This is a genomic window from Ruegeria sp. CDSC045 (genome assembly GCF_059610725.1).
In genome coordinates, this window is the sequence record NZ_JBXWOE010000010.1 from 147601 (window position 1) to 173669 (window position 26069).

30 protein-coding genes are annotated in these 26069 nt (G+C 56.6%); 16 read left to right on the top strand and 14 right to left on the bottom strand.

The window, feature by feature from the left end; genetic code table 11:
- Positions 1 to 13 precede the first annotated feature (13 nt).
- The 4 genes from era (at position 14) to recO (ending at position 2539) form a co-directional block, all read left to right on the top strand.
- Positions 14 to 922, top strand: coding sequence for a GTPase Era (era, locus tag AC2FH6_RS16910; protein WP_496703723.1), 909 nt, complete (start codon positions 14 to 16; stop codon positions 920 to 922).
- Complete coding sequence (locus AC2FH6_RS16915) at positions 919 to 1248, top strand: DUF1491 family protein (protein WP_496690317.1); 330 nt, start codon at positions 919 to 921, stop codon at positions 1246 to 1248. The genes era and AC2FH6_RS16915 overlap by 4 nt, the downstream gene beginning before the upstream one ends.
- Before the next feature lie 148 nt (positions 1249 to 1396).
- The gene (locus AC2FH6_RS16920; RefSeq protein WP_496703724.1) at positions 1397 to 1720 is read left to right on the top strand and encodes a SemiSWEET transporter; all 324 of its coding nucleotides are present in this window, start codon (positions 1397 to 1399) and stop codon (positions 1718 to 1720) included.
- A gap of 93 nt (positions 1721 to 1813) precedes the next feature.
- On the top strand, positions 1814 to 2539 hold the full coding sequence (gene recO, locus AC2FH6_RS16925) for a DNA repair protein RecO (protein WP_496703725.1): 726 nt from the start codon (positions 1814 to 1816) through the stop codon (positions 2537 to 2539).
- Here recO and AC2FH6_RS16930 read toward each other — a convergent pair.
- Positions 2523 to 2915: an META domain-containing protein gene (locus AC2FH6_RS16930; protein WP_142639257.1), complete on the bottom strand. Its 393-nt coding sequence runs from the start codon at positions 2913 to 2915 to the stop codon at positions 2523 to 2525. The two genes, recO and AC2FH6_RS16930, sit on opposite strands and share 17 nt — an antisense overlap.
- 232 nt (positions 2916 to 3147) lie before the next feature.
- Here AC2FH6_RS16930 and AC2FH6_RS16935 point away from each other — a divergent pair, with 232 nt between their 5' ends.
- Entirely contained in the window at positions 3148 to 4377 is a 1230-nt protein-coding gene (locus tag AC2FH6_RS16935; RefSeq protein WP_142639259.1) for an SGNH/GDSL hydrolase family protein, read from the top strand.
- Between the two features lie 2 nt (positions 4378 to 4379).
- On the opposite strand, the gene AC2FH6_RS16940 is transcribed toward AC2FH6_RS16935, so the two are convergent.
- Together AC2FH6_RS16940 and AC2FH6_RS16945 are read right to left on the bottom strand one after the other, a co-directional pair.
- Positions 4380 to 4934, bottom strand: a complete 555-nt coding sequence (locus AC2FH6_RS16940) for a hypothetical protein (protein WP_496703726.1) — start codon at positions 4932 to 4934, stop codon at positions 4380 to 4382.
- Positions 4935 to 5148: 214 nt separating this feature from the next.
- A complete protein-coding gene (locus AC2FH6_RS16945) occupies positions 5149 to 6840 on the bottom strand; it encodes an acyl-CoA dehydrogenase family protein (protein WP_496692202.1) in 1692 nt (563 codons plus the stop codon).
- A 144-nt stretch (positions 6841 to 6984) separates the two neighbouring features.
- On the opposite strand from AC2FH6_RS16945, the gene AC2FH6_RS16950 reads away from it, so the two are divergent.
- Positions 6985 to 7749: a sulfite exporter TauE/SafE family protein gene (locus AC2FH6_RS16950; protein ID WP_496692203.1), complete on the top strand. Its 765-nt coding sequence runs from the start codon at positions 6985 to 6987 to the stop codon at positions 7747 to 7749.
- Here the strand turns inward: AC2FH6_RS16950 and AC2FH6_RS16955 are convergent.
- The 3 genes from AC2FH6_RS16955 to AC2FH6_RS16965 all read right to left on the bottom strand — a co-directional run bounded on the left by AC2FH6_RS16955 (position 7746) and on the right by AC2FH6_RS16965 (position 10574).
- Positions 7746 to 8288, bottom strand: a complete 543-nt coding sequence (locus AC2FH6_RS16955; RefSeq protein ID WP_496703727.1) for a hypothetical protein — start codon at positions 8286 to 8288, stop codon at positions 7746 to 7748. The genes AC2FH6_RS16950 and AC2FH6_RS16955 overlap by 4 nt on opposite strands.
- Positions 8289 to 8324: 36 nt before the next feature.
- Positions 8325 to 8615: a hypothetical protein gene (locus AC2FH6_RS16960; protein WP_142639308.1), complete on the bottom strand. Its 291-nt coding sequence runs from the start codon at positions 8613 to 8615 to the stop codon at positions 8325 to 8327.
- A 360-nt stretch (positions 8616 to 8975) separates the two neighbouring features.
- A complete protein-coding gene (locus tag AC2FH6_RS16965) occupies positions 8976 to 10574 on the bottom strand; it encodes a phosphoenolpyruvate carboxykinase (RefSeq protein WP_496703728.1) in 1599 nt (532 codons plus the stop codon).
- Between the two features lie 347 nt (positions 10575 to 10921).
- Here AC2FH6_RS16965 and AC2FH6_RS16970 point away from each other — a divergent pair, with 347 nt between their 5' ends.
- The 7 genes from AC2FH6_RS16970 to AC2FH6_RS17000 are packed head-to-tail and all read left to right on the top strand — an operon-like array spanning position 10922 to position 16345.
- Complete coding sequence (locus tag AC2FH6_RS16970; protein WP_142639269.1) at positions 10922 to 11626, top strand: response regulator transcription factor; 705 nt, start codon at positions 10922 to 10924, stop codon at positions 11624 to 11626.
- Between the two features lie 32 nt (positions 11627 to 11658).
- On the top strand, positions 11659 to 13377 hold the full coding sequence (locus AC2FH6_RS16975) for a sensor histidine kinase (RefSeq protein ID WP_496698416.1): 1719 nt from the start codon (positions 11659 to 11661) through the stop codon (positions 13375 to 13377).
- A 4-nt stretch (positions 13378 to 13381) separates the two neighbouring features.
- Positions 13382 to 13852: an HPr kinase/phosphorylase gene (locus AC2FH6_RS16980; RefSeq protein ID WP_496690309.1), complete on the top strand. Its 471-nt coding sequence runs from the start codon at positions 13382 to 13384 to the stop codon at positions 13850 to 13852.
- The gene (gene rapZ / locus AC2FH6_RS16985; protein WP_496702983.1) at positions 13849 to 14730 is read left to right on the top strand and encodes an RNase adapter RapZ; all 882 of its coding nucleotides are present in this window, start codon (positions 13849 to 13851) and stop codon (positions 14728 to 14730) included. The genes AC2FH6_RS16980 and rapZ overlap by 4 nt, the downstream gene beginning before the upstream one ends.
- The gene (locus AC2FH6_RS16990; RefSeq protein ID WP_142639275.1) at positions 14727 to 15140 is read left to right on the top strand and encodes a PTS sugar transporter subunit IIA; all 414 of its coding nucleotides are present in this window, start codon (positions 14727 to 14729) and stop codon (positions 15138 to 15140) included. Before rapZ ends, AC2FH6_RS16990 begins: the two co-directional genes overlap by 4 nt.
- A complete protein-coding gene (locus tag AC2FH6_RS16995; RefSeq protein ID WP_142639277.1) occupies positions 15137 to 15406 on the top strand; it encodes an HPr family phosphocarrier protein in 270 nt (89 codons plus the stop codon). The genes AC2FH6_RS16990 and AC2FH6_RS16995 overlap by 4 nt, the downstream gene beginning before the upstream one ends.
- Before the next feature lie 39 nt (positions 15407 to 15445).
- Positions 15446 to 16345 (top strand): lysophospholipid acyltransferase family protein, encoded by a 900-nt coding sequence (locus AC2FH6_RS17000; protein ID WP_271951305.1) that lies wholly within the window; start codon positions 15446 to 15448, stop codon positions 16343 to 16345.
- 66 nt (positions 16346 to 16411) lie between these two features.
- On the opposite strand, the gene AC2FH6_RS17005 is transcribed toward AC2FH6_RS17000, so the two are convergent.
- Positions 16412 to 17287 carry a 3-hydroxybutyryl-CoA dehydrogenase gene (locus AC2FH6_RS17005; protein ID WP_142639281.1) on the bottom strand — a complete coding sequence of 292 codons (876 nt, stop codon included), beginning with the start codon at positions 17285 to 17287 and terminating at the stop codon, positions 16412 to 16414.
- A gap of 162 nt (positions 17288 to 17449) precedes the next feature.
- Here AC2FH6_RS17005 and AC2FH6_RS17010 point away from each other — a divergent pair, with 162 nt between their 5' ends.
- The gene (locus tag AC2FH6_RS17010) at positions 17450 to 18271 is read left to right on the top strand and encodes a DUF6473 family protein (RefSeq protein WP_496703729.1); all 822 of its coding nucleotides are present in this window, start codon (positions 17450 to 17452) and stop codon (positions 18269 to 18271) included.
- 61 nt (positions 18272 to 18332) lie between these two features.
- On the opposite strand, the gene AC2FH6_RS17015 is transcribed toward AC2FH6_RS17010, so the two are convergent.
- From AC2FH6_RS17015 to AC2FH6_RS17040, 6 genes are all read right to left on the bottom strand, one after another.
- The gene (locus AC2FH6_RS17015) at positions 18333 to 19262 is read right to left on the bottom strand and encodes an electron transfer flavoprotein subunit alpha/FixB family protein (protein ID WP_142639283.1); all 930 of its coding nucleotides are present in this window, start codon (positions 19260 to 19262) and stop codon (positions 18333 to 18335) included.
- Entirely contained in the window at positions 19262 to 20020 is a 759-nt protein-coding gene (locus AC2FH6_RS17020; protein WP_271951297.1) for an electron transfer flavoprotein subunit beta/FixA family protein, read from the bottom strand. Before AC2FH6_RS17020 ends, AC2FH6_RS17015 begins: the two co-directional genes overlap by 1 nt.
- 265 nt (positions 20021 to 20285) lie before the next feature.
- Positions 20286 to 20858, bottom strand: coding sequence for a cob(I)yrinic acid a,c-diamide adenosyltransferase (locus AC2FH6_RS17025; protein WP_496703730.1), 573 nt, complete (start codon positions 20856 to 20858; stop codon positions 20286 to 20288).
- On the bottom strand, positions 20859 to 21062 hold the full coding sequence (locus AC2FH6_RS17030) for a twin transmembrane helix small protein (RefSeq protein ID WP_142639289.1): 204 nt from the start codon (positions 21060 to 21062) through the stop codon (positions 20859 to 20861). It abuts the gene before it with no gap.
- Between the two features lie 80 nt (positions 21063 to 21142).
- Positions 21143 to 21970, bottom strand: coding sequence for an SDR family NAD(P)-dependent oxidoreductase (locus AC2FH6_RS17035; protein WP_496702991.1), 828 nt, complete (start codon positions 21968 to 21970; stop codon positions 21143 to 21145).
- Between the two features lie 68 nt (positions 21971 to 22038).
- The gene (locus AC2FH6_RS17040) at positions 22039 to 22641 is read right to left on the bottom strand and encodes an SH3 domain-containing protein (RefSeq protein WP_246097307.1); all 603 of its coding nucleotides are present in this window, start codon (positions 22639 to 22641) and stop codon (positions 22039 to 22041) included.
- Positions 22642 to 22841: 200 nt separating this feature from the next.
- Between AC2FH6_RS17040 and parC the strand changes: the two genes are divergently transcribed.
- Positions 22842 to 25190 carry a DNA topoisomerase IV subunit A gene (parC, locus tag AC2FH6_RS17045; RefSeq protein WP_496703731.1) on the top strand — a complete coding sequence of 783 codons (2349 nt, stop codon included), beginning with the start codon at positions 22842 to 22844 and terminating at the stop codon, positions 25188 to 25190.
- 95 nt (positions 25191 to 25285) lie between these two features.
- A complete protein-coding gene (locus AC2FH6_RS17050; RefSeq protein ID WP_496678806.1) occupies positions 25286 to 25876 on the top strand; it encodes a hypothetical protein in 591 nt (196 codons plus the stop codon).
- On the opposite strand, the gene AC2FH6_RS17055 is transcribed toward AC2FH6_RS17050, so the two are convergent.
- Positions 25873 to 26069, bottom strand: a 197-nt coding sequence (locus AC2FH6_RS17055) for a hypothetical protein (RefSeq protein ID WP_496692212.1), incomplete at its 5' end; no start/stop codon positions are given. The two genes, AC2FH6_RS17050 and AC2FH6_RS17055, sit on opposite strands and share 4 nt — an antisense overlap.

Sequence of the window (26069 nt, forward strand, 5' to 3'; positions counted from 1 at the left end):
GATCAAACCCCAGATGACGACACGCGCCGGATTTATCGCACTGATCGGAGAGCCCAACGCAGGCAAATCCACCCTTCTGAATCGCATGGTCGGGGCCAAGGTCTCGATCGTGACACATAAGGTTCAGACGACCCGCGCCCGCATCCGGGGCGTGGCGATGGAAGGTGATGCACAGCTGGTCTTTGTGGACACGCCGGGCCTTTTCAAACCGCGTCGCCGTCTGGATCGGGCAATGGTGGCCGCCGCATGGGGCGGGGCCGCGGATGCAGATGTGGTTGTCCTGATGGTCGAAGCGCATCGTGGCATCACCGAGGGCGTAGAGCGCATCCTTGAAGGTCTGAACGAGATCGGGCAGGGCCGCACCGTCGCGCTGGCCATCAACAAGATCGACAGGGTGCAGTCAGAAAAGCTGCTGGCCCTGACCAGCGATCTCAACTCCCGCTATTCTTTCGCCGAGACCTTCATGATCTCGGCCGAGAAGGGCCATGGCGTTGACGATCTGCGAAAATGGTTGGCGGGCGAATTGCCCGAAAGCCCGTGGCTGTATCCCGAAGACCAGATCGCTGATCTGCCGTTGCGTATGATCGCGGCTGAAATGACACGCGAAAAGCTGACCCTGCGGCTGCATCAGGAACTGCCCTATCAGCTGACCGTCGAGACCGAGAATTGGGAAGAGCGCAAGGACGGGTCGGCAAAGATCGACCAGATAATCTATGTCATGCGCGACGGACATAAAGGTATCGTTCTGGGCAAAAAGGGCGAGACCATCAAGGCCGTCAGCCAAGCGGCCCGGGCCGAGCTGGAAGAATTCCTTGATCGCAAGATCCACCTGTTCCTGCAGGTCAAAGTCCGGCCAAACTGGCTGGAGGAATCCGAGCGCTATTCGGAAATGGGTCTGGAATTCAAAGACGGAAACGCATGACGCGACTGACGGCAGACTTCTGGGTTCACGCCTATCTGGCACGGTTACGATTTCAGGAAATACCGGCCTTTGTTGTGGCCCATGGTGACGACACAGCCGGCGCGGTTTTGATCAAGCTCAACACGTTGGACGGTCAGGCCACAGCCTTCCAGCGCAGCTTTGATCTGATGAGCGGTGAGCGCAAGTGGGTTGAACTCTCCTCTGGTCCCGAGGCCGATGTGGACGAGGCTATCCAACGCCAGCGCAGCTTTGACCCTGACCTCTGGGTGATTGAGGTCGAAGACCGGCAGGGGCGCCATTTGCTGGGTGAGGACGGTCTGGATTAGCGGTAGTAGCACAGACGCGGTGCAGGCCTCTGCCAAAGTTATGTCATAGGTCTTGGTAAGACGGTCCATTTTCGCTATTTGTATGCGTATTTAACGGATGGTGCTGAAACGGGTTGTTGCGGCATATGACGAGGATAGAGGTCTTACGTTGGCTGAAACATTTAGTCAGAAGTTCATAAAGTCAAACCTTGGTCTCGTGATGAAGCACTTCGAGGGCTTCATGGTATTTGTCGGCATTTTAGGCCCATTTGCCACGCTTCCACAGCTTGTGAAGCTCTTCTTTACCCACTCTCAACATGCGTCGGGCCAATCGCTGTTAACATGGTCGCTCTATGCGGCGTTGTCTTTGCTTTGGTTCATCTACGGTCTGATCGTCAAGAAGTTGCCCATCTATATTGGCAACGGCATTTCTATGGTGCTGAACCTTCTTATGGTCCTGGGTATCCTGATCCACGCGGGGGTCACGTTCTGACAATAGGTCGACGATTTCCCGGTCTCTCTTGCAGTGGTCCCGGCTTTGCGTTCTTTTGCTCGGGCAGGACTGACCCACAAGATTGGACACGCTTTGGACTGGCGCGACCACGGCATACTTCTGACCTCACGCCGCCATGGCGAAACGGCGGCGATTATCGAAGTCTTTACCGAAGGCCACGGTCGTCATGCCGGCGTCGTACGTGGTGGAACCAGCCGCAAGATTGCGCCGATCCTGCAGCCCGGGGCGCAATTAGATGTGCTTTGGCGCGCACGGCTCGAGGAGCATATCGGCACTTTTCAGGTCGAGCCCCTGCGGTCGCGGGCGGCGGCGGCGTTTTCGGGTAGGCTTGCGCTGGCTGGATTGAATACGGTGGTGGCCCTGCTCTCGTTCTGTTTGCCTGAGCGCGAAGCGCATCCGCGCATCTATAAACAAACCGAACAGTTGATGGACCTGCTGGGTCAGGACGAAATTTGGGTGCTTGCCTATCTGCGGTGGGAATTGTCGCTGCTGGAAGAGCTGGGGTTTGGCCTTGACCTGACACGCTGTGCCGTGACGGGGGTAACAGAAGGTTTGGATTATGTTTCTCCGAAAACAGGTCGTGCGGTCAGCGCTGATGGGGCAGGGGACTGGGTGGATAGGTTGCTTCCCTTGCCACCTTGCCTGCGTGGCGTGGGCGACGCGCCGGATACCGAATTGGTGCAAGGATTGATGACCACCGGACATTTTCTAGAGAACCATGTTGCTCCGTCGTTGGGGAACAACCCTCTGCCCGGCGCACGGGCGCGGTTTATTGATCAGATCAATCGGCAGCTTTGAACACCATTTCCTGCCCGTCCTCATTGCGCAATATCAGCAGGTTCCCTGATACTTCGGATTGGGTCATGGCAAGCAGGGCGGCGAAATAGATCCCTTCTGCCTCAAGCCCGGCACAGGCGGCACGGGTTGCTGTCAGGCCGGTCAGCTCAAACCATGGATAGGGCGCGTTAAGCCTGCCCGTGTAGCTGTTGCAGGGGGCGTTGCCCGCTACTTTGCCTTCTTCCAGAAATCGCAATAAGGCACTGGCATTGTAGGGCTGACCGTTGATCTCTTGCAGGGCCCATTCCCGTTCGGCAGCACCATAGGCCGCAACGGTTTCATCCTTCTGACATTGGAGTAATCCGGAAAGGGAAAGCAGCATTATGTAACGCAACATGGCAGAATTCCTGAATTCAGCGAAGAACAGTTTCCTGGGCTTGGACGCATTGTTTTGAACCGACTAGGTAAAGAATCGGATACAATGCTGACCGTTGACTTGCAAAACATCTTGGACATATTGAAAGCGAATAACGGGCCTTTCCTAAGATTTGGGCAGTTAGGTGGAATTTTTACACCGGTATCTACGCCAGGTTTATTTGATTTTGACCTGATAGAATTGGAGCTTCGTAGTGAGCGGAAATGATGATGTTGGCATGGGGCGGATGCGACCTGTAACCAAGTTTTTTATGATTTTGATCTATGCCCTCTTTCTCTTCCTGCTGGTTGAACTGCTTTCGTATTTCACCGTGGTTTATGTGTATGACAACACGCTGGGCAATACGGCAGAGCGACATCTATACTCTTCGATCCGTGGTCACAAACTGAACCCAGACTATCAGCGAGGATTTGATACTGGCGGGCAGCGTATCCATTCCGATCAAGGGTTCCGCCACGATACGCTGATTGAACAGCCAAAACCCGACGACACGTTCCGCATTTTTCTGATGGGTGGCTCAACTGCTTATGCCATCGGATCGCAGGGCAGTATTTATCCTGACCACCCAACGCTCACCAATCAGGAAACGGTTGCGTATTTCCTGCAGCAGGACCTGCGCGAGCGGTTGGGCGATCAGATGCCCGGTGTGACGATTGAGGTGATCAACGCCGGAGTTGTTGCGTATCACAGTTTTCAACATGTGTTGTACCTGTACGAGACGCTATATGAGTACAGCCCGGACATGATTGTGTTTCTGGATGGCCACAATGATTTTTACAATGTTGGGGTCGATAATCCGGTCCAAAGTTATGCTTACTCGTCCGCACGCATGATTGACGCCTTGAATGATCGCAAACCCTTCTTTTCAGCCTATGCGTTCCTGCGGTACCCGGCGCAGTATTCCTATACCTTCAAACTGGCTTCGAAATTTACGCAAGGCTTGTTCGACCGCTATGAAATCCCCAAAAATATCACGTATGGGGATGTTACCGCCTTGCAAAGAGACTTTTCAGCAGAGCTTGCGCAGACTGCAAAGGTCGGATTTTTGCGCAATTACAAGCTGATCGAAACATTCGGCGACTACCACGGGTTTTGCTATCACGTCTTTTTGCAGCCTGAGGTCGTCTATGAGGACACCAATGTCCTAAGCGAGACCGACCGCGAAATCGCCCAGCTCACGCGGGATTGGTACAAGCCGGGACGCGAAGATTTGATGCATCGCGCGCGGGTCGATTTCCCTGCTTTGTTTGAAGAGGCCAATGTGCCTTTCACCGATATTGCCGAGATCGGCGGTCCCCTCCACAAAGACAAGGTGCTGTATGTCGATTACACGCATCTGACGCCCGAAGGGTCAAAGCTGGTGGCTGCGCGGATGCTGCCCGTGGTGGCGGAACGGATCAGCCAGTGTAAGACCCCGTCCTGACCTCAGTAGGGTTGCTCTCCGTTTAGCAAAGCGGTGCGCACCTCCATGCGGGTACGCCAGTTGTATCGCGTATCTTCGCGCGTTGGCGCCCATGTCAGCGCGCCACTGTTGCGCCATGGGTCAAGGATGATGCCTTCGAACATCGTGTCGCCCTTTGCGCTGATCACTGCGGAATGGTGGATGATCCTCAGCGGCGTTGGCGGTGATGTAGCCCAGTGCATTTCCAGGGTGCGGAAGTTTTCTGCCCTTAAACGGCTGGTCATCGCTTCGGCCCAGTCGTTGCACAGGCCGCGCTCACGAAATCCGTTGATGACCTTGGCGTTGTGGATGATGGCCGGGTCGGTGACCTGCCATTCTCGGGCCAGACGCTGCGAATAGGTATAGGCAATGGTGGCCGCCTTCTGTGCCTCGGCTGGATCAACCTCAGGGCCCAAAGAACGGATGGCGAGCGCCAGCTCGTCTATGTCGTTCTGCGTTGCGGTCGGTTGAGGGGTGGCACAGCCGCCAAGGGCCAGTGCCGCAAGCGTGGCCAGAAGGACAAGAATGGATCGGGTCATGTGTTCGCCGCTGGTTCGTGATCAATCGCTGATCTACCGGGATAATCGACGCAGTGATAGGGGGAAGTTTGTGCTGCGGCTGGTCATGGTCGAGCGTGGACATGAGGGCAGGTAACAATAATAATACTGGGAACAGAAGATTGTAGTATTGCGGGCAAAAAAAACCCGGCGCGTGCGCCGGGTCGAGTTGGGGAAACAGGATTGCCGTAACAGGTCAGCCCAGCAGACGCCGCGCGATCACCTGTGCCTGAATTTCGGCAGCCCCTTCAAAAATATTGAGAATACGTGCGTCACACAGCACGCGACTGATCTTGTATTCCAGTGCAAAGCCGTTGCCGCCGTGGATCTGCAGGCCGTTATCGGCAGCAGCCCAGGCCACGCGGGCGCCCAGCAGCTTGGCCATCCCGGCCTCAAGATCGCAGCGATGACCGTTGTCTTTTTCCCAAGCCGAGAAATAGGTCAGCTGTCGTGCGATCATGATCTCGACGGCCATCATCGCCAGCTTGCCGGACACGCGGGGGAAGTTGATCAGCGACTTGCCGAACTGTTTGCGGTCCTGCGCATATTGCATGGCGATGTCCAGCGCGCTTTGGGCCACACCGATGGCGCGGGCTGCGGTCTGGATGCGGGCGGATTCGAAGGTTTCCATGAGCTGTTTAAATCCCTTGCCTTCTTCGCCACCCAAAAGGTTCTCACCCTTGACCTTGAAGCCATCAAAGCCCAGCTCGTATTCCTTCATGCCGCGGTAACCCAGCACTTCAATCTCACCGCCAGTCATGCCGGGGGTGGGGAAGGGGTTGTCGTCCGTGCCGGGCGTCTTTTCCGCCAGGAACATCGACAGGCCGCGATGATCGGAGGTGTCAGAGTTGGTGCGTGCCAGCAAAGTCATCACATGGGTTCGCGCCGCATGGGTGATCCAGGTCTTGTTGCCGGTGATCTCGTAATCACCATCCGCATTCTTGACCGCACGGGTGCGCAGGCTGCCCAGGTCCGAGCCCGTGTTGGGTTCGGTGAAAACAGCCGTCGGCAGAATCTCGGCGCTGGCGATCTTGGGCAACCACTGGGCTTTCTGCTCATCCGTTCCGCCGGCGATGATCAACTCGGCCGCAATCTCGGACCGGGTGCCCAGCGAACCGACGCCGATATAGCCGCGCGACAATTCTTCGGACACCACGCACATCGAGGCTTTGGACAGGCCAAACCCGCCGAATTCCTCGGGGATGGTCAGGCCAAAGACACCCATCTCGGCAAGTTCCTCGATGATCTCCATCGGGATCAGCTCATCCTTGAGGTGCCAATCATGGGCGTTTGGTTCGACTTTTTCCTGGGCATAGCGGCGGAACTGGTCGCGGATCATTTCCAGTTCTTCGTCCAAGCCCGACGTTCCGAACATCGTGGCACCGGCCTGTTCTTCCATCAGTTCAACCAAGCGACCGCGTGCGGCCTGTGAATTGGCCTGTGCCATCAGTGTCTGAACTTCGGCGCATTGGAAACCGGACAGCGCGTCCCAGCCCAGACCCATGTCCTGAAGACGCAAAATCTCACCCTGGTTCATTGGGATGCCGCCCGCGACCTGATGCAAGTATTCACCAAAGGCGATTTGGTGCAGCAGCTGTTCGATCTCGCCGAATTTGCCTTCTGCCTCCAAAGCATCGGCCCAGCGTTGCATTTGCTGCAGCGACTGGTTGTATGTCGCCAGCCATGCCAACCCATGAGCGGCGGTCTGATTGGCCTCGATCAGAGCGCCGGACACGCGACCATCTTCTGTCACCATCGCGCGAACCGACTCGCGGGCGCGTTCGAATACGGTCTCCACGGCGGGCAGAGCCGCACGTGTCAGCGTTAGAAGCTCGGGCAAAATCGCGGATGTAATCATCTGGGTCATATCCTGTCCGTCATGGGCCATGAATCAGCTTTCTCCTAAAGTCGTCTGGTCATATCATGCTGCACATGCAGCGCAACAAAAATACGAATTATGCGACTAAAAAGTTCTAAAGTTGCTTGATCATTTTTGCAGTGCAGCACCCGTCAGGAGTGATATCAGGGGGACATGACGTTGTTTTCTATGCTCTCTGCCCAAGAACTGCTGCTGGCCTGTGGGGTTGCCTTCATTGCCGGTTGGGTCAAAGGCATGGTCGGGTTTGCCATGCCAATGGTTCTGATCTCGGGGCTGAGCATGTTCCTTTCGCCGGATATGGCGATCGCGGGGCTTATTCTGCCAACCCTGGTGACAAATGGGGTGCAGGCATTGCGCGGGGGTGTTCCGGCCGCCGTGTCCTCGATCCGTCAGTTCCGTGTATTTCTGGTTGTCGGGTTGGTGTTTCTGCTGATTGGTGCTCAGTTGGTCAGCGCAGTGCCAGCATCAACTTTTTTGTTGATGATTGGCATCCCGGTTACAGTCTTTGCATTGATCCAAGTATTGGGGCTGCGTCTGAAATTGGCCAGCCCATCTGCCCGAATAGAGGCCATGATCGCCGCGGTTGCAGGCTTTGTCGGGGGGATGTCTGGAATTTGGGGACCACCAACCGTTGCCTATCTGACCGCCTTAAACACCCCGAAAGCGGTGCAGATGCGTGTGCAGGGGGTCATCTATGGTTTGGGGGCGTTGGCGTTGCTGTTCGCGCATATGGGCTCCGGGATTTTCCGCGCCGAAACCGCTCCGTTCTCGGCTGCTCTGGTGCTGCCGGGGCTGGCGGGCATGTGGGTGGGGTTGCAACTGCAGTCGCGCATAGATCAGGCGCTGTTTCGCAAGATCACCCTGTTCGTGCTGCTTATCGCAGGGCTGAACCTGTTGCGACGCGGGCTGATGGGCTAGGCACGCCGATCTATCGTGCGCAGCGTGAAATAAAGCCCCAGCATCAGAAAGAACAGGCCCGAGATATCGCCGATCAGGAAGGCGATATATTCCAGCCCACCGCTGCCAAAAGCCAGATTGGTCAGTACGGACACCAATATTGACGTGACGATCCCGACCCCCATGACGCAGGACCAGCATGGTTTGCGGTCCGGGTGGGGAAACAGATCGAAGCCGACCCATTTGCATAGGTAAAATACAGCAGGAACGGTTGTGACGGCGATTGCTATGGCGGCCAGACGGTTGGGCAGGAAGACGTCGCTTCCGCCGAGAAAGGCAAAGACAAGAAAGACACCGGGCAAGAGCGCAAAAATCGCCCGCCACCCCAACAACCAAGCAGAGAGCACACGCACACCATGCGGGAGAAACAGCAAGCTGGCCTTGCTGGGATATTCGGGGAAGAATACGTTCTGCAGTGGCATCAGAACCTCGAACGTAAGGAACGAGGCAATCACGTAGGTCAGTGAGGCAAAGAACGTTTCAGAGGCCCATCTGCGCACGGCGGTCAGCCAGCAATGCGCAGATCAAACGCTTTATTACTTAGGCGCATGCACAACATACCGTCCACGGTTCGCGCTACCGCTTTGTGACAAATACCCCTTCTGCACCAGCGACTTCAGCGCACGAAAAAAGGTCGGGCGCGAGACGCTTTGCACAAGCGTGTGTTCAATCAACCCAAATGTCCGAACTTCCTGATCAGCTTTGGACAGTTCTTCGGCGGCGTAATAGATATCGCGCTCTACCGGTGAGAGTTGTTCCAGCCCCAGCGTGCGCTCCATGCTTTGCATCAGTTTGCGCAGTTCGGTCAGTTTCAAGATTTCAGTCATTTCGTTACCTGTCGTTTCCCATGTCACGCGCTGCGACAAAGCAGCGGTATGAGACGAACTGAAATCTGAATGTTCAGAAAGTCTCATATTGACACTCATCCCCATTGGCATACACTTGCTATCTGATTAGGTTTCTCAATTCGCGAATGTGAGTGCGCGGCTGAGTTACCCAAGGTATTTTTAAACAACGCCCGGCGCGATTGCGTCGGGCGAATTTATCTTAATGACATCATTGGATAGCTTAAACCGGCAAATCGGGCAACGAATTTGTAAGGACACCTTACGTTAGACGTATAAGGACGATTGCCAACAGATGTGCTGTCCGAAAAAAAGGGGAGAGGTTGGCCCCCTTTTGCAACATTAACCGATTGCTACGGCTTTGATGTCTTCGTCGATGAAAGGCAGATACTGCTCAAAGTTTTCAGCAAACATCTGAACCAGCTTCTCAGCCTGTTTATCGAAAGCGGCCTGGTCGTCCCAGGTGCGACGCGGATCCAGCAGAACTTCGGCGACACCGGGGACGGAAACCGGCACGTCAAAGCCAAAATTCGCATCCTTGCGGAATTCCGCATCCCGAAGCGATCCATCCAGAGCGGCAGTCAGCAAACCGCGGGTCGCACGGATCGGCATCCGGCTGCCAACGCCATAGGCGCCGCCAGTCCAGCCGGTATTCACCAGCCAGCAGGTCGCGCCGTGCTGGGCGATCTTGTCGCGCAGCAGGTTGCCATAGACTTCTGGGCGACGCGGCATGAACGGCGCGCCAAAGCATGTCGAGAATGTGGGTTGGGGCTCGGTCACGCCGCGCTCTGTGCCAGCAACCTTCGAGGTGAAGCCCGACAGGAAGTGGTACATCGCCTGAGCCGGGGTCAGCCGCGCAATCGGGGGCAGAACACCAAACGCGTCACAAGTCAGCATGATGATGTTCTTCGGATGCCCGCCCAACGCGCTTTTCGAGGCATTGGAGATATACTCGAGCGGATAGGCGCAACGCATGTTTGCGGTCAGCGAGTCATCTTCGAAATCCAGCTCCTTGGTCTCGGGATCGAAAACCATATTCTCGATCACGGTGCCGAATTTGCTGGTGGTTGCATAGATCTCGGGTTCGGCCTCGGCGTTCAGGTTGATCGTCTTGGCATAGCACCCGCCCTCGAAGTTGAAAGTGCCACGGTCTGACCATCCATGTTCGTCATCGCCAATCAAGGTGCGGGCCGGATCAGCGGACAGGGTGGTCTTGCCAGTTCCCGAGAGGCCAAAGAAGACTGCGGTATCAACGGGATTGCCGACCGCGTGGTTCGCCGAGCAATGCATCGGCATCACGCCTTTTTCGGGCAGCATGTAATTCAGCAGGGTGAAGACGGACTTCTTGTTTTCACCGGCATATTCTGTGCCGCCGATCAGAATCAATTTGCGGTCGAAGTTCAGTGCGATCACTGTCTCGCTACGGCAGTTGTGCTTGGCCGGATCAGCCTGGAAGCTGGGACAGTTGATGATTGTGAAATTCGCGATGAACTCATCCAGGTCTTCACGATCCGGGCGGCGCAGCAAGTGACGGATGAACAGATTATGCCATGCCAGTTCGGTGACCATGCGCACGTTGATCGAATAAGCGGGGTCGGCGCCACCGACCAGATCCTGCACGAAATAGTCACGACCCTTCATGTGCTCGATCATATCGGCATAAAGCGTTTCGAAACCCTCGGGACTCATCTCGGCGTTGTTTTCCCACCAGATCGAATCGGCGACACTGTCGGTGCGGACAACATGCTTGTCCTTGGGAGAACGGCCAGTGAACTTGCCGGTACTGACAAGAAAAGCTCCGCCATTGCCAAGTGTACCTTCACCCCGCTTGAGGGCTTCTTCAATCAGTGCCGGTTCCATGAAGTTGTAATAGACATTGCCCAGACCCTCGATGCCCTGATCTTCGAGGCGGAATTGCGGGTTCACCCGTCCAGATGTCATGTGTGTCTTCTCCTGTGGCGGCGCGGCGGCAGATTGGCCAAGGTGCGCTCTTGGGGCAGTGTACCGGGGAAACCGGCGATTGGGCGGGTCTTATCATGGTCGTTTAGGGCGTGAACAGGACGGTTTGGCGCAGTTAGCGCAACCAAGTTCAGGTTTAGCGCCACCATGTTTTTTCTGCCGGAAATACAGACACTTTTCGAAGACCATTAACGGCTTTTTTGCCGCATGTGTGTGACAACAATCGCACGATTCGTAGATGGCGATTGATTCGCGGCCATAAAAACGACAAAAATGCCCTACAAATAAGCGAATTGTTTCGTATGAGAGCAGGAATAGGGGTTAACCCGATGTCAAAGATTGCACTGGTGGATGACGACAGGAACATTCTGACGTCCGTATCCATGACGCTCGAAGCCGAGGGTTTCGAGGTAGAAACGTATAACGACGGGCAGGCTGCTCTGGATGCGTTTAACAAGAAGCTGCCCGATATGGCAGTGCTGGATATCAAGATGCCGCGTATGGATGGCATGGATTTGTTGCAGCGACTGCGGCAGAAGACTCAGATGCCGGTGATCTTTCTTACTTCGAAAGATGACGAGATCGACGAAGTTCTGGGTTTGCGTATGGGTGCTGATGATTATGTCAAAAAGCCCTTTTCGCAACGGTTGCTGGTAGAACGGATACGGGCCTTGCTGCGCCGTCAGGAAGCGACCTCGGGTGATCCCGTGGCTGCCAACACAGGCGACGCCAAGGTGATGGAACGGGGCGAATTGCGGATGGACCCCTTGCGCCACGCGGTGAGCTGGAAGGGATCGGATGTCTCTTTGACAGTGACCGAGTTCTTGTTGCTGCAGGCCTTGGCGCAGCGTCCGGGATTTGTCAAAAGCCGCGATCAGCTGATGGATGTTGCCTATGACGATCAGGTCTATGTAGATGACCGCACGATCGACAGCCACATCAAGCGTCTGCGCAAAAAGATGCGCGCTGCTGATCCGGAGTTTTCGGCCATCGAAACGTTGTATGGTATTGGGTATCGGTACAACGAAGAATAAGCGTGGCCTAAGTTAAGGGGTTACTGGGTCTCGTGCGCGATACTGAGCAAGAAAACGAGTTACGCGACGGTGACGTCGTTCTGGGGGATGACTGGGTCATCCCCCAGAGCGACGATTCCGCCGAACTCAGGGCCACACGCGGCCGCCGCAATCTGTTTTCCCTGCGGGGCTCGCCTCTGGCGCGCAAGATCATCACATTCAACATGATTGCATTGGTGATTCTGGTCACCGGATTGCTATATCTGGATAATTCGCGAGAAGAACAGGTGCAGCAGACCGCCCGGAACTTGGTTGGTGATGCGCAGTTGGTCAGCAACGTATTTGAAACCCAGCTGCGACAGAATGTGACTGGCATTACCCGCGACGCGGCCATCCTGGATGTCAAAGATACGTTGGCTGGTCTCAGCTTGCCGGTCGGCGGTGAAGTCTTTGTTTACGATGCCCGAGGGACGCTGATTGGTTGGACGCGCGGCGCGCCTGCGGTCTCAGAGATGCCGGTCATGCTGCGCTCAGAAGCTGATGCGCAGACTGGAAGCACACTGATCAGTGATGCCTTGAACGCGGTCTGGACCGGGCTGTCCAAAGTGTTCAAACAAGATGAAACCAGCGAAGCGCCAACCTTGGCCCAACGCGTTCAGGCCATCATTCCACAGGCGCTGACCGGACATATTCAGGTTCAGGCGGTTCAGGATGACGCAGGCGAAACGGTTATCGTTGCTGCGGCCCCGATCCAACTGGATGGAAAGCCCGTTGGCGCGGTTGCCATGGCCGGTCCCGCCGGAGAAATCGACGCATTGGCCCGCCGTGATCAAGAGCGGATCCTGCGCATGTTCGTCGTGGCGCTTTTGGTGTCAGTCGGATTGAGCCTTGTCCTAGCATCGACCATCGCCAACCCATTGGCCGACCTGGCATCCGCCGCCGAGATGGGCAAAGACCGCGGTGCGGGGGTCAACCCGGGCCGCATCCGCATCCCCGATCTGAGCGCGCGACCGGACGAAATTGGACGACTCAGCCGAGCTTTGCGCGGCATGGTTACAGCGCTGTATAACCGGATTGATGCAAACGAACAATTCGCGGCAGATGTTGCGCATGAGATCAAAAACCCCCTAGCCAGCCTTCAATCCGCTGTGGGCACGTTGCGCATGGTTAAAAGAGACGACCAGCGCGACAAGCTGATGGGGGTGATCGAACATGATGTCCGTCGGCTGGATCGTCTGGTCAGCGACATTTCGAACGCCTCGCGCCTGGATGCCGAACTGGTCAAGGAGGAAGAGCAGCCATTTGATTTGTTGAACCTGATCGGAAACCTCGGTCAGTATCTGGGCGAGGATGCGCGCGCCAAGGGAATCGATTACATCACTGATCTGCCGCCCGAACCAATCACCGTGACCGGGCTTGAGGCGCGATTGGCGCAGGTGTTCGTAAACCTGATCACCAATGCGATTTCCTTCTGCGAAGAAAGCGATGCCATACGTGTGTGGGTACGCCGGCGCGAGGATCGGGTTCTGGTTGTTGTTGAAGACACCGGCCCAGGCATCCCCGAGCAAGCCCTGACCAAAGTGTTCAAAAGGTTCTATTCCCAGCGACCAGCCGAGCATTTCGGCAATAATTCGGGGTTGGGTCTGGCAATTTCCAAGCAGATCGTCGAGGCGCATGGCGGGGTGATTTGGGCCGAAAATATCCGCCCGACCGAAGCGGACATAACATCAGACCCTCAAGGCGCGCGATTTGTCGTGGGCCTGCCGGTTTGACGCGGTGAGCACGTCCGCACTCTCCTCTGTTGAACACAAAGATACTGCCATCGTTCACGCCTCTTGCGTCGCGGTAGCAGACCGTGCTGTTTTGATCGTGGGACCTTCGGGCACCGGGAAGTCAGCGCTGTCTTTGCAGATGATGGCGTTGGGGGCCGATCTGGTCGCGGACGATCGGGTTCGGTTGTATATGGATGGCAATCTCGCCCTGGCAGAGGCGGCTCCAAATATCGGTGGACTGATCGAGGCAAGAGGTCTTGGCCTGTTACGGGCAGTCTCGGTTGGGCCGGTGCCGGTTGGCTTTGTGGTGGACATGGCGCAAGAAGAACCCGAGCGCCTGCCAGAACCCCGTTCAATTCTTATCTTGAGGCAAACTGTTCCCTTGCTTCGGGGCGCTGGCGTCTCCAATTTACCAGCAGCGCTCTTGCTACTGATGAAAAACGGGTGCGCAGACCCGGAATGGCCCAATCAATGACGACCCAAAGACGCATCGTACTTGTCACCGGCCCATCCGGCGCAGGCCGGTCCACCGCAATCCGTGTGTTAGAGGATCTGGGGTTCGAGGCCATCGACAACCTTCCCATGGGTCTTTTGCTGCGTCTATTAGACGGGCCAAGAACCGACCGTCCCATGGCGCTGGGTATTGATGCACGCAACCGCGATTTTTCCACGATTGGCGTCATCGAATTGCTGGCCAAGCTTCGGTGGATGGAACAGGTTGACCTGACCACGCTTTATCTCGATTGCAGCGATGAAATCCTGCTGCGCCGGTATTCGGAAACCCGCAGACGTCACCCGGTGTCTGCGGATGCCAGCCCTGAAACCGGAGTGCGCCAGGAAAAAGAGTCGCTGGCCCCAATTCGTGAACTCGCAGATACGTTGATCGACACCACGCCACTGAATGTTCACCAACTGCGCGAAGAGGTAGAGCGTTGGTTTGCACCTCAGGGTGGGCGGCATCTGGCGGTAACCATCGAATCATTTTCCTATAAGCGTGGTTTGCCTCGCGGATTGGATATGGTCTTTGACTGCCGTTTTCTCACCAACCCGTACTGGCGTCCCGAGCTTCGGGCCGAAGATGGTCGCAATTCGGATGTGGCGAGCTATATTCAAACCGACGCGAACTATGCGCCTTTCTTCGAAAGGGTGGTTGACCTGCTGACTTTGTTGTTGCCCGCCTACCGGGCCGAGGGCAAAGCCTACCTGTCCGTGGCCTTTGGCTGTACCGGAGGGCAACACAGATCGGTTGCAATGGCCGAAGCGGTTGCAAAGGCCCTTGCAGAGGGGGGGCAGCAAGTGGCAATTAGGCATCGCGAAATGGAAAGACGATCGTTGAATGTGAGGCCGGATTGATCGGGATCGTACTCGTAGCACATGGTGGGCTGGCCAAAGAATATTTGGCCGCGATGCAGCATGTGGTCGGCAATCAGCCCGGCCTGGCCGCGATCTCGATCGAGGCCGATCATGATCGCGAAGCGAAGCAATCGGAAATCTGTGCGGCCGCCGACAGTGTTGATGTTGGTGACGGTGTTGTCGTCGTGACCGATCTGTTTGGCGGAAGCCCGTCGAATCTCAGCCTGCGTGCCTGCGCGCCGCAGGATCGCCGTATCCTTTACGGCGCAAATCTTCCCATGTTGATAAAACTGGCCAAATCCCGCCACCTGCCGATTGGCGAAGCCGTGCGGCAGGCAATGGAAGCTGGACGTAAGTATATCAATGCGCAAAATGTGACGTTTGACGAGAACCGGACAGATAAAGAATGACCACCCGAAGCTTGAAAATTATCAATGAAAAGGGCCTGCATGCCCGCGCCTCGGCCAAGCTGGTCGAGTTGGTAGAAGGGTTCGACGCTCAGGCCGAGGTGTCGAAAGACGGGCTTTCCGCATCCGGCGACAGCATTATGGGTCTTTTGATGTTGGCAGCGTCTCGCGGAACGACTATTGACGTCGAGACGTCCGGACCGGATGCTGAGGCGTTGGCTGATGCGTTGGAGACTCTGGTGAACGACAAGTTCGGAGAAGGTTTCTGACCGCACCCGCCGTGATACGAAGAACGGGATAACCAGGAATTGGCGGAAACAACGCACGAGACCAAGACAGGCCCGGTGGTGGATGGGACCAAGGACCAGGGCGAGATCTATGATCGTAAGACCCTGACCTACGCAAACTCGTTCGACGACCCTTGGACTGCAACAGCGATCCGCACCATTGAATGGTGTACGGGTAAGTTGACCATTTTGGGTATGGTTAACAAGTTCGAGAAGCAGAATGAACAATTCCGCGGCCAACGGTTCTGGGCAGGTGCGCTTAATATAATGGGCATCGACCTGACCACGCCAGAGGAACAGATCGCGCGTATTCCGAAAACGGGGCCCGTGGTCGTCGTAGCCAACCATCCCCATGGCATGGTCGACGGCATGATTTTGGCAGAGCTGATCGGCAGGGTCCGCAGCGACTATCGGATCTTGACCCGTTCGGTTCTGACAGGTTTGGACGAGGCGGCGACGTCGTTCATGATTCCGGTGCCCTTCCCGCACGATCCCGAGGCACAGGCCAAGATGCTTGAGATGCGCGGCAATGCGATGGAGCATCTGAAAAACGGGGGCGTTGTGGCCTTGTTCCCTTCGGGCGTCGTGATGTCTTCGGATGACTGGTTCGGGCCGGTGATCGAGCGTGAGTGGAACGTGTTCACGGCCAAAATGATCCGTCGATCCGGCGCGCAGGTCCTGCCGATCTTTTTCCCTGGCAGGAATTCGCGTGCCTACCAGATCGCCAACAAGCTTTCTGCGATTCTGCGCCAGGGTTTGTTGCTGCACGAGATCGTTCGATCCTGCAACAAACCGCAATCCCCGGTGATCGGAGAACCGATCTCGGATGAGGATATGCAGCTGCTGGAACGAGATCCGCGCGGCTTTATGGCTTGGCTCAGAAAGCACACGCTGGGTCTGGGGCAGGCAACCAAGCTCTGACCTGCAATTTCACCTGATCAGGACAATCTCGGTGGCTGCGCCCGGATGAATTCCGGGCGGTGGCCTTTACCGGGTCGGCACTGGGGCCTCGCCCCGATAGTCATAAAAACCACGCTGCGTTTTACGTCCCAGCCAGCCCGCTTCGACATATTTCGTCAACAGCGGACAAGGGCGATATTTGGTATCGGCCAATCCATCATGCAGCACGTTCATAATGGCCAAACAGGTGTCCAGGCCGATAAAGTCAGCCAGTTCTAGTGGTCCCATCGGGTGGTTTGCGCCCAATTTCATCGATTGGTCAATCGACTGAACATTCCCCACGCCTTCATACAGGGTGTATACGGCCTCGTTGATCATCGGCATCAGGATGCGGTTGACAATGAAAGCCGGGAAATCTTCGGCGCTGGCGGCGGTTTTGCCCAGGCGGTCTACAACGGCCTTACAGGCAGCAAATGTTGGTTGATCCGTAGCAATGCCCCGGATCAGTTCAACCAGTTGCATCACCGGAACTGGGTTCATGAAGTGAAAACCCATAAAGCGTTCGGGCCGGTCTGTTCGGCTCGCCAAACGTGTGATCGAAATAGATGACGTATTTGACGTCAGGATTGTATGCGGTTGCAGATGTGGCAGCAAACTTTCGAAAATGGCTTGTTTGACGGTCTCACGCTCGGTTGCGGCCTCGATCACCAGGTCAGTCTGGCCCAGCTGTGGCAGCTCCATTGTGGTCGTGATGCGTTTCAGCGCGGATTGCATCTCCTCATCCGAAATTTTTCCGCGCGATGCCTGGCGCGCCATATTTCCTTCAATCGTCGCCATGGCGCTGTTCAGCGCGTCCTGGCTAACGTCGTTCAGCAGAACGTCATATTCCGCCAAAGCCAGTACGTGGGCGATACCATTGCCCATTTGGCCTGCGCCAATCACTCCGACTGATTTTACATCCATTTTTTGATGCCTCTGTGCCACGGGGTAGGATGACACTATCGGCAGATCGGGGCGGGCGGCAAGGGGATCAGACCGTTCGACTTTGCTTCAAATGCGCACATTAGGAGATTCTCAAGACTTGCGGCTGCAAGATGGCATCCGGGTGAAAATTGGGTGAGTGATATGAGCTATCATCAAGCTGGCTCGGGGCGACTCGAGCATGACGTGTGCCAATACGGTGACTCACGATTGTGGTTTCGTGGGCCAATGCGTTCGCTGGAGACGTCATTTGTGGCCTGCGCAGGTGGGACCGAAACATTCGGGCGATTCGTCGAGCAGCCATTCGCGGCAGTTCTCGAAGAGAGGTTGGACAGGCGATGCCTGAATTTCGGAAGTCTTTTTTGCGGCGTAGATGCGCTGTGCGATGACACGGAGTTGAAGGGTTTACTGAACCAAGCAGAGCTCTGCGTGGTGCAGCTTAGCGACATATTGGGGCAGTCCAATCGATTCTACCGGGTTCATCCCCGACGCAACGACCGTTTTCTGGCTCCAACAGAGGATCTGAAATCTCTCTATCCCGAGATCGACTTTGCTGATGTCCATTTCGTACATCACCTGATGATTTTGTTGCAGGGCCGCAATGATGCGCGGTTCGAGGTAATCGCAGAAGAGCTGCGACGGAATTGGATCGACCGCATTGGGGGGCTTGTTGAGGCGCTTGAGGCGCCTGTTGTCTTGTTGAATTTGCAGGTCCTGCGTGAGGCAGAAAGTGATCAGCCCAAGCACGGTGCTGATATTCGGATCACGCCACAGATGATCGAGGCCCTGCGCCCTCTCAGCGCCGAGATCGTTGAGGTGACGGTCAGCGTGTCGGGGCAGTCCGATGAGCTTGAAGATATGCTGTTTGGAACACTGCAACAGCCCATGGCGGAATATATGATAGGTCCTGCGGCACACAGGTCGATTGCTGACGCCTTGGTCGGTCCGATCAGAAACCTGCAATGAAAAGGGCCCGCCGATGGCGGGCCCAATGCAAGATTCTTCGTGGAAAAGTCTAGCCCGTTGATCAGCCGAGTTTCTCGGTCAGTTCCGGAACGGCCTGGAACAGGTCGGCGACCAGACCGTAATCGGCAACCTGGAAGATCGGCGCTTCTTCGTCTTTGTTGATCGCCACGATGATTTTCGAGTCTTTCATACCTGCCAGATGCTGAATCGCACCCGAGATGCCGACAGCGACATACAGATCCGGGGCAACAACCTTGCCGGTCTGACCCACCTGCCAATCGTTCGGAGCATAGCCCGAGTCGACTGCGGCGCGCGATGCGCCTACTGCGGCCCCCAGCTTGTCAGCGAGACCTTCGATCAGCTTGAAGTCCTCTTCAGAACCGACACCACGGCCACCCGACACAACAACGCCAGCCGAAGTCAGCTCGGGGCGGTCGCTTGTGGCTACCTTGTCTTCGACCCAGGACGATAGACCGGGGTTCTCGCCGACCGAGATGGTTTCAACGGCTGCCGAGCCATCTTCGCCCGCAGCATCAAAACTTGCGGTTCGGAAAGTGACGACTTTTTTGGCGTCCACAGATTTGACGGTCTGGATCGCGTTGCCCGCATAGATTGGGCGTTCGAAGGTCGAGCCGTCGACGACACCGGACGCGTCCGAGATGACCATGACGTCCAGCAGCGCGGCAACGCGCGGCATAACGTTCTTGGCATCGGTGGTGGCGGGGGCAACGATGTGCTCATAACCATCAGCCAGACCTACGATCAGCGCAGCGGTGGATTCTGCCAGGCGATGGCCCAGCGATTCGTCCTCGGCGACCAGAACCTTTGAGACGCCGGTGATCTTGGCGGCAGCTTCACCGGCAGCAGCAGCGGAACCGCCTGCGGCCAGAACGGTTACATCACCCAGTGCCTTTGCTGCGTTTACAGCTTTGGCGGTTGCGTCCAGCGCCAGTTCACCATTGTTGACTTCGGCGAGAAGAAGAACAGCCATTACACAGCCCCCGCTTCTTTGAGTTTCGCGACAAGCTCGTCTACCGAGCCGACGATGATGCCAGCGGCACGTGCCTGTGGTTCTTCGGTTTTGACGACTTCCAGGCGCGGCGAGACGTCGACGCCGTAATCGGCGGCGGTTTTCTCGTCCAGCGGCTTTTTCTTCGCCTTCATGATATTGGGCAGCGACGCGTAACGGGGCTCGTTCAGGCGCAGGTCCACGGTCACGATTGTCGGCATTTTGACGCTGATGGTTTGCATGCCACCATCGACTTCGCGAGTGATCTTTGCGCTGTCGCCGTCGATGTCGATGTCGGACGCAAAAGTGCCTTGTGACCAGCCCAAAAGAGCTGACAACATCTGACCAGTTGCATTCATGTCGTTGTCGATAGACTGCTTGCCGCACAGAACGATACCGGGCTGCTCTTCCTCGACCACTTTGGCCAGGATCTTGGCAACGGCCAGGGGTTCGATGTCCTGATGGACATCATCTGCAGCAATGACCAGGATGGCACGGTCCGCGCCCATGGCCAGCGCAGTGCGCAGTGTTTCCTGGGCTTGTTTTACGCCGATAGAAACAACGACGACTTCGTCTGCCTTGCCGGCTTCTTTCAGACGGATTGCCTCTTCGACAGAAATTTCGTCGAACGGGTTCATCGACATTTTGACATTGGCGAGATCGACACCGCTGCCATCCGCTTTGACGCGAACTTTAACGTTATAGTCAATCACGCGTTTGACAGGCACGAGTACCTTCATTTTGCGCTAGCTCCTCACAAAAAACGGCAAGCCGCGTCGCGACTCCACCAATGTTCATGAGGGCTTGAATAGCGATTCAATTCAGGCGGCAACAGGGCAAAATCGTCACGTCATCTGCAACGGACGTCGCGTTTTGCTATTTTTGACGTGACCAAGCACCACACACCCACCCAAAAAGCCAGGAAGCTATCGGTTTGCACCCGCCCGTCGGGCCGGGGCTTCGCCCTTCCGGTCGCCGCCGCGTCCACTGGACGCAACGCCGCTTTCAGCGGTTCGCGCCCGGAACCCACAGAACATCTTCGGTTCCGTTTTCATTGGCACAACGGGCTGCGACGAAGAACCAGTCGCTCAGACGGTTCAGGTACTTGACTGCGGTTTCGTTGACCGGCTCCATGTTGGTCAGCTCAACCGCAAGCCGTTCGGCCCGGCGAGATACGGTTCGACATACATGCAGATGCGCCGCAAGACGCGAGCCACCGGGCAGGATGAAACTGCGCAGCGGTTCCAAGGCTTCGTTCATCGAGTCGATTTCAACCTCGAGCCGGTCAATCTGCGAGGGCACGATGCGCAGAGGCGGATAGTCTGCTTCGGCATCCTTTTCCATATCGGGACGACAGAAATCTGCGCCCAGATCAAACAGGTCATTCTGAATGCGGGCGAGTGCAGCTTCGACATCCCCATCTGCCTCGGTCCGGGCGACGCCGACAAAGGCGTTCAACTCGTCCACGGTGCCATAAGCGGTCACGCGGCCCGAGTATTTGGCAACGCGTTCGCCATTGCCGAGAGCGGTTTTGCCATCATCACCGGTGCGGGTGTAAATCTTGTTCAATACGACCATTTACTGACCTCCCTGACCGCGCAGCCAGACGTAAAGCACGATCAGAATCACGGCGATGAACTGAAACAGGATACGCAGGCGCATATACTTGTTGCTTTTCAGTGCCGCGTCCCTGCCGCTTTTGCCAAAATTCGAGATGCCAAGCGCCAATACGACGACAACCGCCGCCATGGCCAAAAGCAAAATGACCATCATTAGGTCCATGAGTACACCGTCCGCGTTTCTGTTTGCCTAGGGCTATCATCTAGCCCCGTGCGTGCCAAAAGCGAACGGGTTATTTCGCCTCAGACCCCTGCAAGGATGCGGTCAATCGCACGTGTCGACAGGATGCGGCGCAAACAACCGGCGATAAATGTAGGTGTTGTCACATAGTATCGGGGGCGCGGGCGCTTGGATTCTACGGCGTGGGCCAGCTTGGACGTTACCGCTGATGCGGGCAGTTCAAACCGATCCGGCCCCGACGATTCATACAGTCTTTTCAACAAAGAGGACTCATAACGCTCGCGCAGGGCCGAGTTTTGCCAGTTGATGAACCGCTCGAAGAACGGGATTGAGTTTTCGCGGATTTTAGATGTGATCGGGCCGGGTTCGATCAAAATGACCTTAATCCCCGTATCAGCCAGTTCCAGGCGCAGTGTATCCGTCAGCCCTTCGATTGCATATTTCGTGGCCACATAGGCGCCGCGCCACGGATAGGCCACCAGACCCAGCACCGAAGAGTTCTGAACGATTCGCCCGTGTCCTTGACTGCGCATAATCGGGATGACCTGCCTGGTCAGTTCGTGCCAGCCAAAGAAGTTCGCCTCGAAAATCTGACGCAGGCCTTCGGTCGGCAGGTCCTCGACCGCGCCGGGCAGGCCATGTGCGCCATTGTTGAACAGCGCGTCCAGGGTGCCTCCGGTGGCCTCCAACACTTCGTTCAAACCCGAGGATATGCTGGCCGTGTCGGTATAATCAATGCACGGGCTTTCAAACCCCTGCGCCCGCAACCGGTCGCAATCGCGCTGTTGTTTGCACGAGGCAAACACGCGCCAACCCCGCGCGCGCATCCCATGCGCCGCATCCAGTCCGATGCCCGATGAGCAGCCAGTAATTAGAATGGTTTTCTGCATGATTTTCCCGATTCTGAACCAGCCCCAAGCTAGGGTGCACAGAGTATGGGGACAATCATTGCTCCACGTCAGTCTGGTGTTTTTCTGACCAAAGAGGTCGAAATCCACCCCACCTGTTGCTGCGGCAACACGCGCAGTCGCAACCATCCGGTGCCCGAGTCACTTAGCACCTCGACCTTCTGGCCGATGCGCGCTTTGCCAACAATCGGGTAGATCGTTCCAGGGCCGTCACGCATGTTCACGCGGGTCCCGGAGATTTCCCGGATATCTTTCCTGGGTTCAGGCTGGGCGGCGGGTTCAGGCTGCACGTCCTTGGTGATTTGCTTCAGGCCAGTTACACCGTCTTCCAGAGACGCAAGCGTGATGCTGGCAGTCTGATCGTCAAACACCGAAAGCGCGTTGAAAGTGTCCAGACTGGCGGGTTCTGCGACAATCGCTGCGACTGCTGGCTGGGGATCAATCGGGCGCTCGCGCACGACCGGCGAGCGCATAGCGACATTTGTCACAAGCTCTTTTGCCGGAGACGGTGCTACGGTTTTGGGGGCCGCTTTCGAGGCGACTCGCACGGGCTGTTCCGACCGCACACCGCGCGGTTCGAAATTAGGCCCGCCACTCATGACGTAAAAGCACCAACCAAGTGCAGCGAAACTCATTACAATCAGGCGCGTCATGGCGCATCCCCCGGTCGATCAATCAAAACAAAAAAGGCAGCAGACTAATGTCAGACATCCTAGCATAATTCGCGACCCAAGTCGAAAAACGGGGGAAATCGGGGGGTTGCCTCCCCCTGTTGCAAAAAGCGCCACTTGTCCCCAGTAAAATATGTCTTGCTTGCTTTACCCGCGCGCCCTTGCGTCGTATCACATCATCTATGAATGATACGATCGACGACCCCAATATGGTGGCCCCCGAAAACGGGGGCGAAGTAGCCGAACCGCTGCGCCGCGCGATTGGTGAACGTTATCTGACCTATGCGCTGTCCACCATCATGCACCGGGCCTTGCCCGATGCACGGGATGGTCTGAAGCCGGTGCATCGGCGAATCCTCTATGCGATGCGCGAACTGCGACTGAGCGCGACGGGGGGCTTCCGTAAATCGGCGAAGATCTCTGGTGACGTGATGGGCAACTATCACCCGCACGGCGATGCCGCGATTTATGACGCGATGGCGCGTTTGGCGCAGGATTTCAATGTGCGCTATCCGCTGGTCGACGGGCAGGGGAATTTCGGCAATATCGACGGCGATAACCCGGCGGCCTCTCGTTATACCGAGGCTCGGATGACCATCGTGGCCGAGGCTCTGCTTGAGGGTCTGAACGAGGATGCTGTCGATTTCCGTGACAACTATGACGGCACGCTGACCGAACCGGTGGTTCTGCCCGCGCAATTTCCGAATCTGCTGGCCAATGGCTCCAGCGGTATTGCGGTGGGCATGGCGACGAATATCCCGCCACATAACATCTCGGAACTGTGTGACGCCTGTTTGCATCTGATCAAGACGCCGGATGCGCGCGACGATACGCTTCTGAACTACGTGCCCGGACCGGATTTCCCAACCGGCGGCGTAATCGTTGAACCGCCTGCGAATATCGCGCAGGCCTATCGCACCGGGCGCGGGTCATTCCGCCTGCGCTGTAAGTTCGAGGTCGAGGATCTGGGCCGCGGTCAGTGGCAGATCGTCGTCACCGAGATTCCCTATCAGGTTCAGAAATCGAAGCTGATCGAAAAGATCGCCGAGCTGATTCAGACCAAGAAAATCCCGATCCTTGGCGACGTTCGTGACGAATCCGCCGATGACATCCGCCTGATCCTTGAGCCGCGTTCCAAGAATGTGGACCCCGAGGTTCTGATGGGCATGCTCTATCGCAACTCGGACCTTGAGGTGCGGTTCAGCCTGAACATGAACGTGCTGATCGACGGGGTGACACCCAAAGTCTGCTCGATGAAAGAAGTGCTTCGCGCCTTCCTTGATCACCGGCAAGAGGTTCTGCTGCGCCGGTCGCGCCACCGGATGGCCAAGATCGACCATCGGCTGGAGGTGTTGGAGGGCTTTATCGTTGCCTTCCTGAATCTTGACCGCGTGATCGACATTATCCGCTATGACGATGACCCCAAGGCTGCGCTGATGCGCGAAGACTGGGGCATCGACCATGTCCGCGCCACCAATGAGGCCGACTATGTCTCGCCCACACGGGGCGAGGGCGAGCTGTCCGAGGTCCAGGTCGACGCAATTCTTAACATGCGTCTGCGCAGCTTGCGTCGTCTGGAAGAGATGGAGCTGGTTCGCGAACGCGATGAGCTGATGTTGGAACGTGCCAATCTCGAAGATCTTCTAGCCGACGAAAGCCTGCAATGGGCCAGCATCGCCGAGCAGTTGAAAGAGACCAAGAAAACGTTCGGCAAGGATTATGAGGGCGGCGCGCGTCGCACCCAGTTTGCCGAAGCCGGTCAGGTCGAAGAGGTCCCGCTTGAGGCGATGATCGACCGCGAACCGATCACGGTTGTCTGCTCTCAGATGGGCTGGATTCGCGCCATGACCGGCCATATCGACCTGAACCGCGAGTTGAAGTTCAAGGATGGCGATGGGCCACGGTTTATCTTCCATGCGGAAACCACCGATCGGCTGCTGGTCTTTGCCTCGAACGGTCGATTCTATACGATCAGCGCCGCGAATCTGCCCGGCGGTCGGGGTATGGGCGAGCCGCTACGCCTGATGGTCGACCTGCCGAATGAGGCGCAGATAATCGACATCCTGATCCACAAACCGGGGCGCAAGCTGCTGGTGGCCTCGGATGCGGGTAACGGCTTCACCGTGCCCGAGGATGACGTGCTGGCACAGACCCGAAACGGCAAACAGGTGCTGAACGTCAAAGGCGACGAAACAGCGATTATCTGTAAGGCGATCGAAGGTGACCACGTTGCAGTGGTTTCTCAGAACGGCAAGTTTCTGGTCTTCCCGACCGAGGAACTGCCTGAAATGACCCGCGGCAAGGGCGTTCGCCTGCAGAAATACAATATGGCGCGCGGGCGGCAGGGGACGCTGGAATTGGACGGCGGGCTGTCAGATATCACCACCTTCAACTGGGAAGAGGGCCTGAAATGGTCCATGGGTGGCGACAAGACCCGGCACGAGGCAGATCTTTCGCAATGGCTGGCCAAGCGTGCCAGCGTCGGGAAAAAGCCGCCATACGGCTTCCCGCGTGATTATAAATTCTCCTGATCAGGCCCGGTCACAGAGGATTTATGCCGATACGGCTTGGCACAAGCCGTATCGGTGCGTTAGATCAAAGAAAAACAGGCCTATCGAGACGAGACATGTTGCGCATTTTGACACTGATCACCGGATTGGCCCTGATGGGCGCCTGCACCCAAACGCAGGTTTACGAAGAGCCTGAGTCGCTGGGCGAATTCAAGTTGCGGGTAAACTATGCCTTCGCCGATAAGGCGGTGCAGGGGCCGGTAAGCCGGGATGCGACGCCCGACGAATGGACTGCGGCCATTCAAAACGCGGTGGACATCCGCCTTGGGCGCTATACGGGCGCTCAGGAATACGACATCGGCATCAGCCTCGAGGGCTACATGCTGGCCCCTCCCGGAATTCCGGTGATCTACAACCCCAAGAGCACTGCGATTGTTCTGGTCAACGTTTATGACGTGAACAAGAAAGAGTTTCTTGCCAAAGGTAAGCAATTCCAGGTGCTGGAAGACACAACCGGCGGCAGTGCCCTGAAAGGGTCGGGTCATGAACGGACGAAACAAGAGCAAATGAGCGGGTTGGCTCTGAAAGTTGCGGACCGAGTCGAAGAATGGTTGGCCGAGGAACATTTGGAAAACGGTTGGTTCGACCGGCGTCCCGAACTGATCCAGCCACTCGATTCAGGTGAAGCAACGCAAAATCCGGCTTAAAGAACGGCATTTCCCGCAGGATGTGCTTGATTTTCTCCTTTGAACCCAATATCTCGCGCGCGCAGATGTAACCACGGGACCAAGGGTCCCCCAAAGCACAAAAGGGCGCCTGAGGAATGGCAAAGGAAAAGTTTGAGCGTAATAAGCCGCACGTCAACATTGGCACGATTGGGCACGTTGACCACGGCAAGAC

Excerpts from the sequence above, each read along its gene's own strand:
- era (WP_496703723.1), top strand. The coding sequence starts at position 14 with ATGACGACACGCGCCGGATTTATCGCACTGATCGGAGAGCCCAACGCA.
- AC2FH6_RS16915 (WP_496690317.1), top strand. The coding sequence starts at position 919 with ATGACGCGACTGACGGCAGACTTCTGGGTTCACGCCTATCTGGCACGG.
- AC2FH6_RS16930 (WP_142639257.1), bottom strand. The coding sequence starts at position 2,915 with ATGTTGCGTTACATAATGCTGCTTTCCCTTTCCGGATTACTCCAATGT.
- AC2FH6_RS16940 (WP_496703726.1), bottom strand. The coding sequence starts at position 4,934 with ATGACCCGATCCATTCTTGTCCTTCTGGCCACGCTTGCGGCACTGGCC.
- AC2FH6_RS16945 (WP_496692202.1), bottom strand. The coding sequence starts at position 6,840 with ATGGCCCATGACGGACAGGATATGACCCAGATGATTACATCCGCGATT.
- AC2FH6_RS16950 (WP_496692203.1), top strand. The coding sequence starts at position 6,985 with ATGACGTTGTTTTCTATGCTCTCTGCCCAAGAACTGCTGCTGGCCTGT.
- AC2FH6_RS16960 (WP_142639308.1), bottom strand. The coding sequence starts at position 8,615 with ATGACTGAAATCTTGAAACTGACCGAACTGCGCAAACTGATGCAAAGC.
- AC2FH6_RS16965 (WP_496703728.1), bottom strand. The coding sequence starts at position 10,574 with ATGACATCTGGACGGGTGAACCCGCAATTCCGCCTCGAAGATCAGGGC.
- AC2FH6_RS16970 (WP_142639269.1), top strand. The coding sequence starts at position 10,922 with ATGTCAAAGATTGCACTGGTGGATGACGACAGGAACATTCTGACGTCC.
- rapZ (WP_496702983.1), top strand. The coding sequence starts at position 13,849 with ATGACGACCCAAAGACGCATCGTACTTGTCACCGGCCCATCCGGCGCA.
- AC2FH6_RS16995 (WP_142639277.1), top strand. The coding sequence starts at position 15,137 with ATGACCACCCGAAGCTTGAAAATTATCAATGAAAAGGGCCTGCATGCC.
- AC2FH6_RS17005 (WP_142639281.1), bottom strand. The coding sequence starts at position 17,287 with ATGGATGTAAAATCAGTCGGAGTGATTGGCGCAGGCCAAATGGGCAAT.
- AC2FH6_RS17010 (WP_496703729.1), top strand. The coding sequence starts at position 17,450 with ATGAGCTATCATCAAGCTGGCTCGGGGCGACTCGAGCATGACGTGTGC.
- AC2FH6_RS17015 (WP_142639283.1), bottom strand. The coding sequence starts at position 19,262 with ATGGCTGTTCTTCTTCTCGCCGAAGTCAACAATGGTGAACTGGCGCTG.
- AC2FH6_RS17020 (WP_271951297.1), bottom strand. The coding sequence starts at position 20,020 with ATGAAGGTACTCGTGCCTGTCAAACGCGTGATTGACTATAACGTTAAA.
- AC2FH6_RS17025 (WP_496703730.1), bottom strand. The coding sequence starts at position 20,858 with ATGGTCGTATTGAACAAGATTTACACCCGCACCGGTGATGATGGCAAA.
- AC2FH6_RS17030 (WP_142639289.1), bottom strand. The coding sequence starts at position 21,062 with ATGGACCTAATGATGGTCATTTTGCTTTTGGCCATGGCGGCGGTTGTC.
- AC2FH6_RS17035 (WP_496702991.1), bottom strand. The coding sequence starts at position 21,970 with ATGCAGAAAACCATTCTAATTACTGGCTGCTCATCGGGCATCGGACTG.
- AC2FH6_RS17040 (WP_246097307.1), bottom strand. The coding sequence starts at position 22,641 with ATGACGCGCCTGATTGTAATGAGTTTCGCTGCACTTGGTTGGTGCTTT.
- parC (WP_496703731.1), top strand. The coding sequence starts at position 22,842 with ATGAATGATACGATCGACGACCCCAATATGGTGGCCCCCGAAAACGGG.
- AC2FH6_RS17050 (WP_496678806.1), top strand. The coding sequence starts at position 25,286 with ATGTTGCGCATTTTGACACTGATCACCGGATTGGCCCTGATGGGCGCC.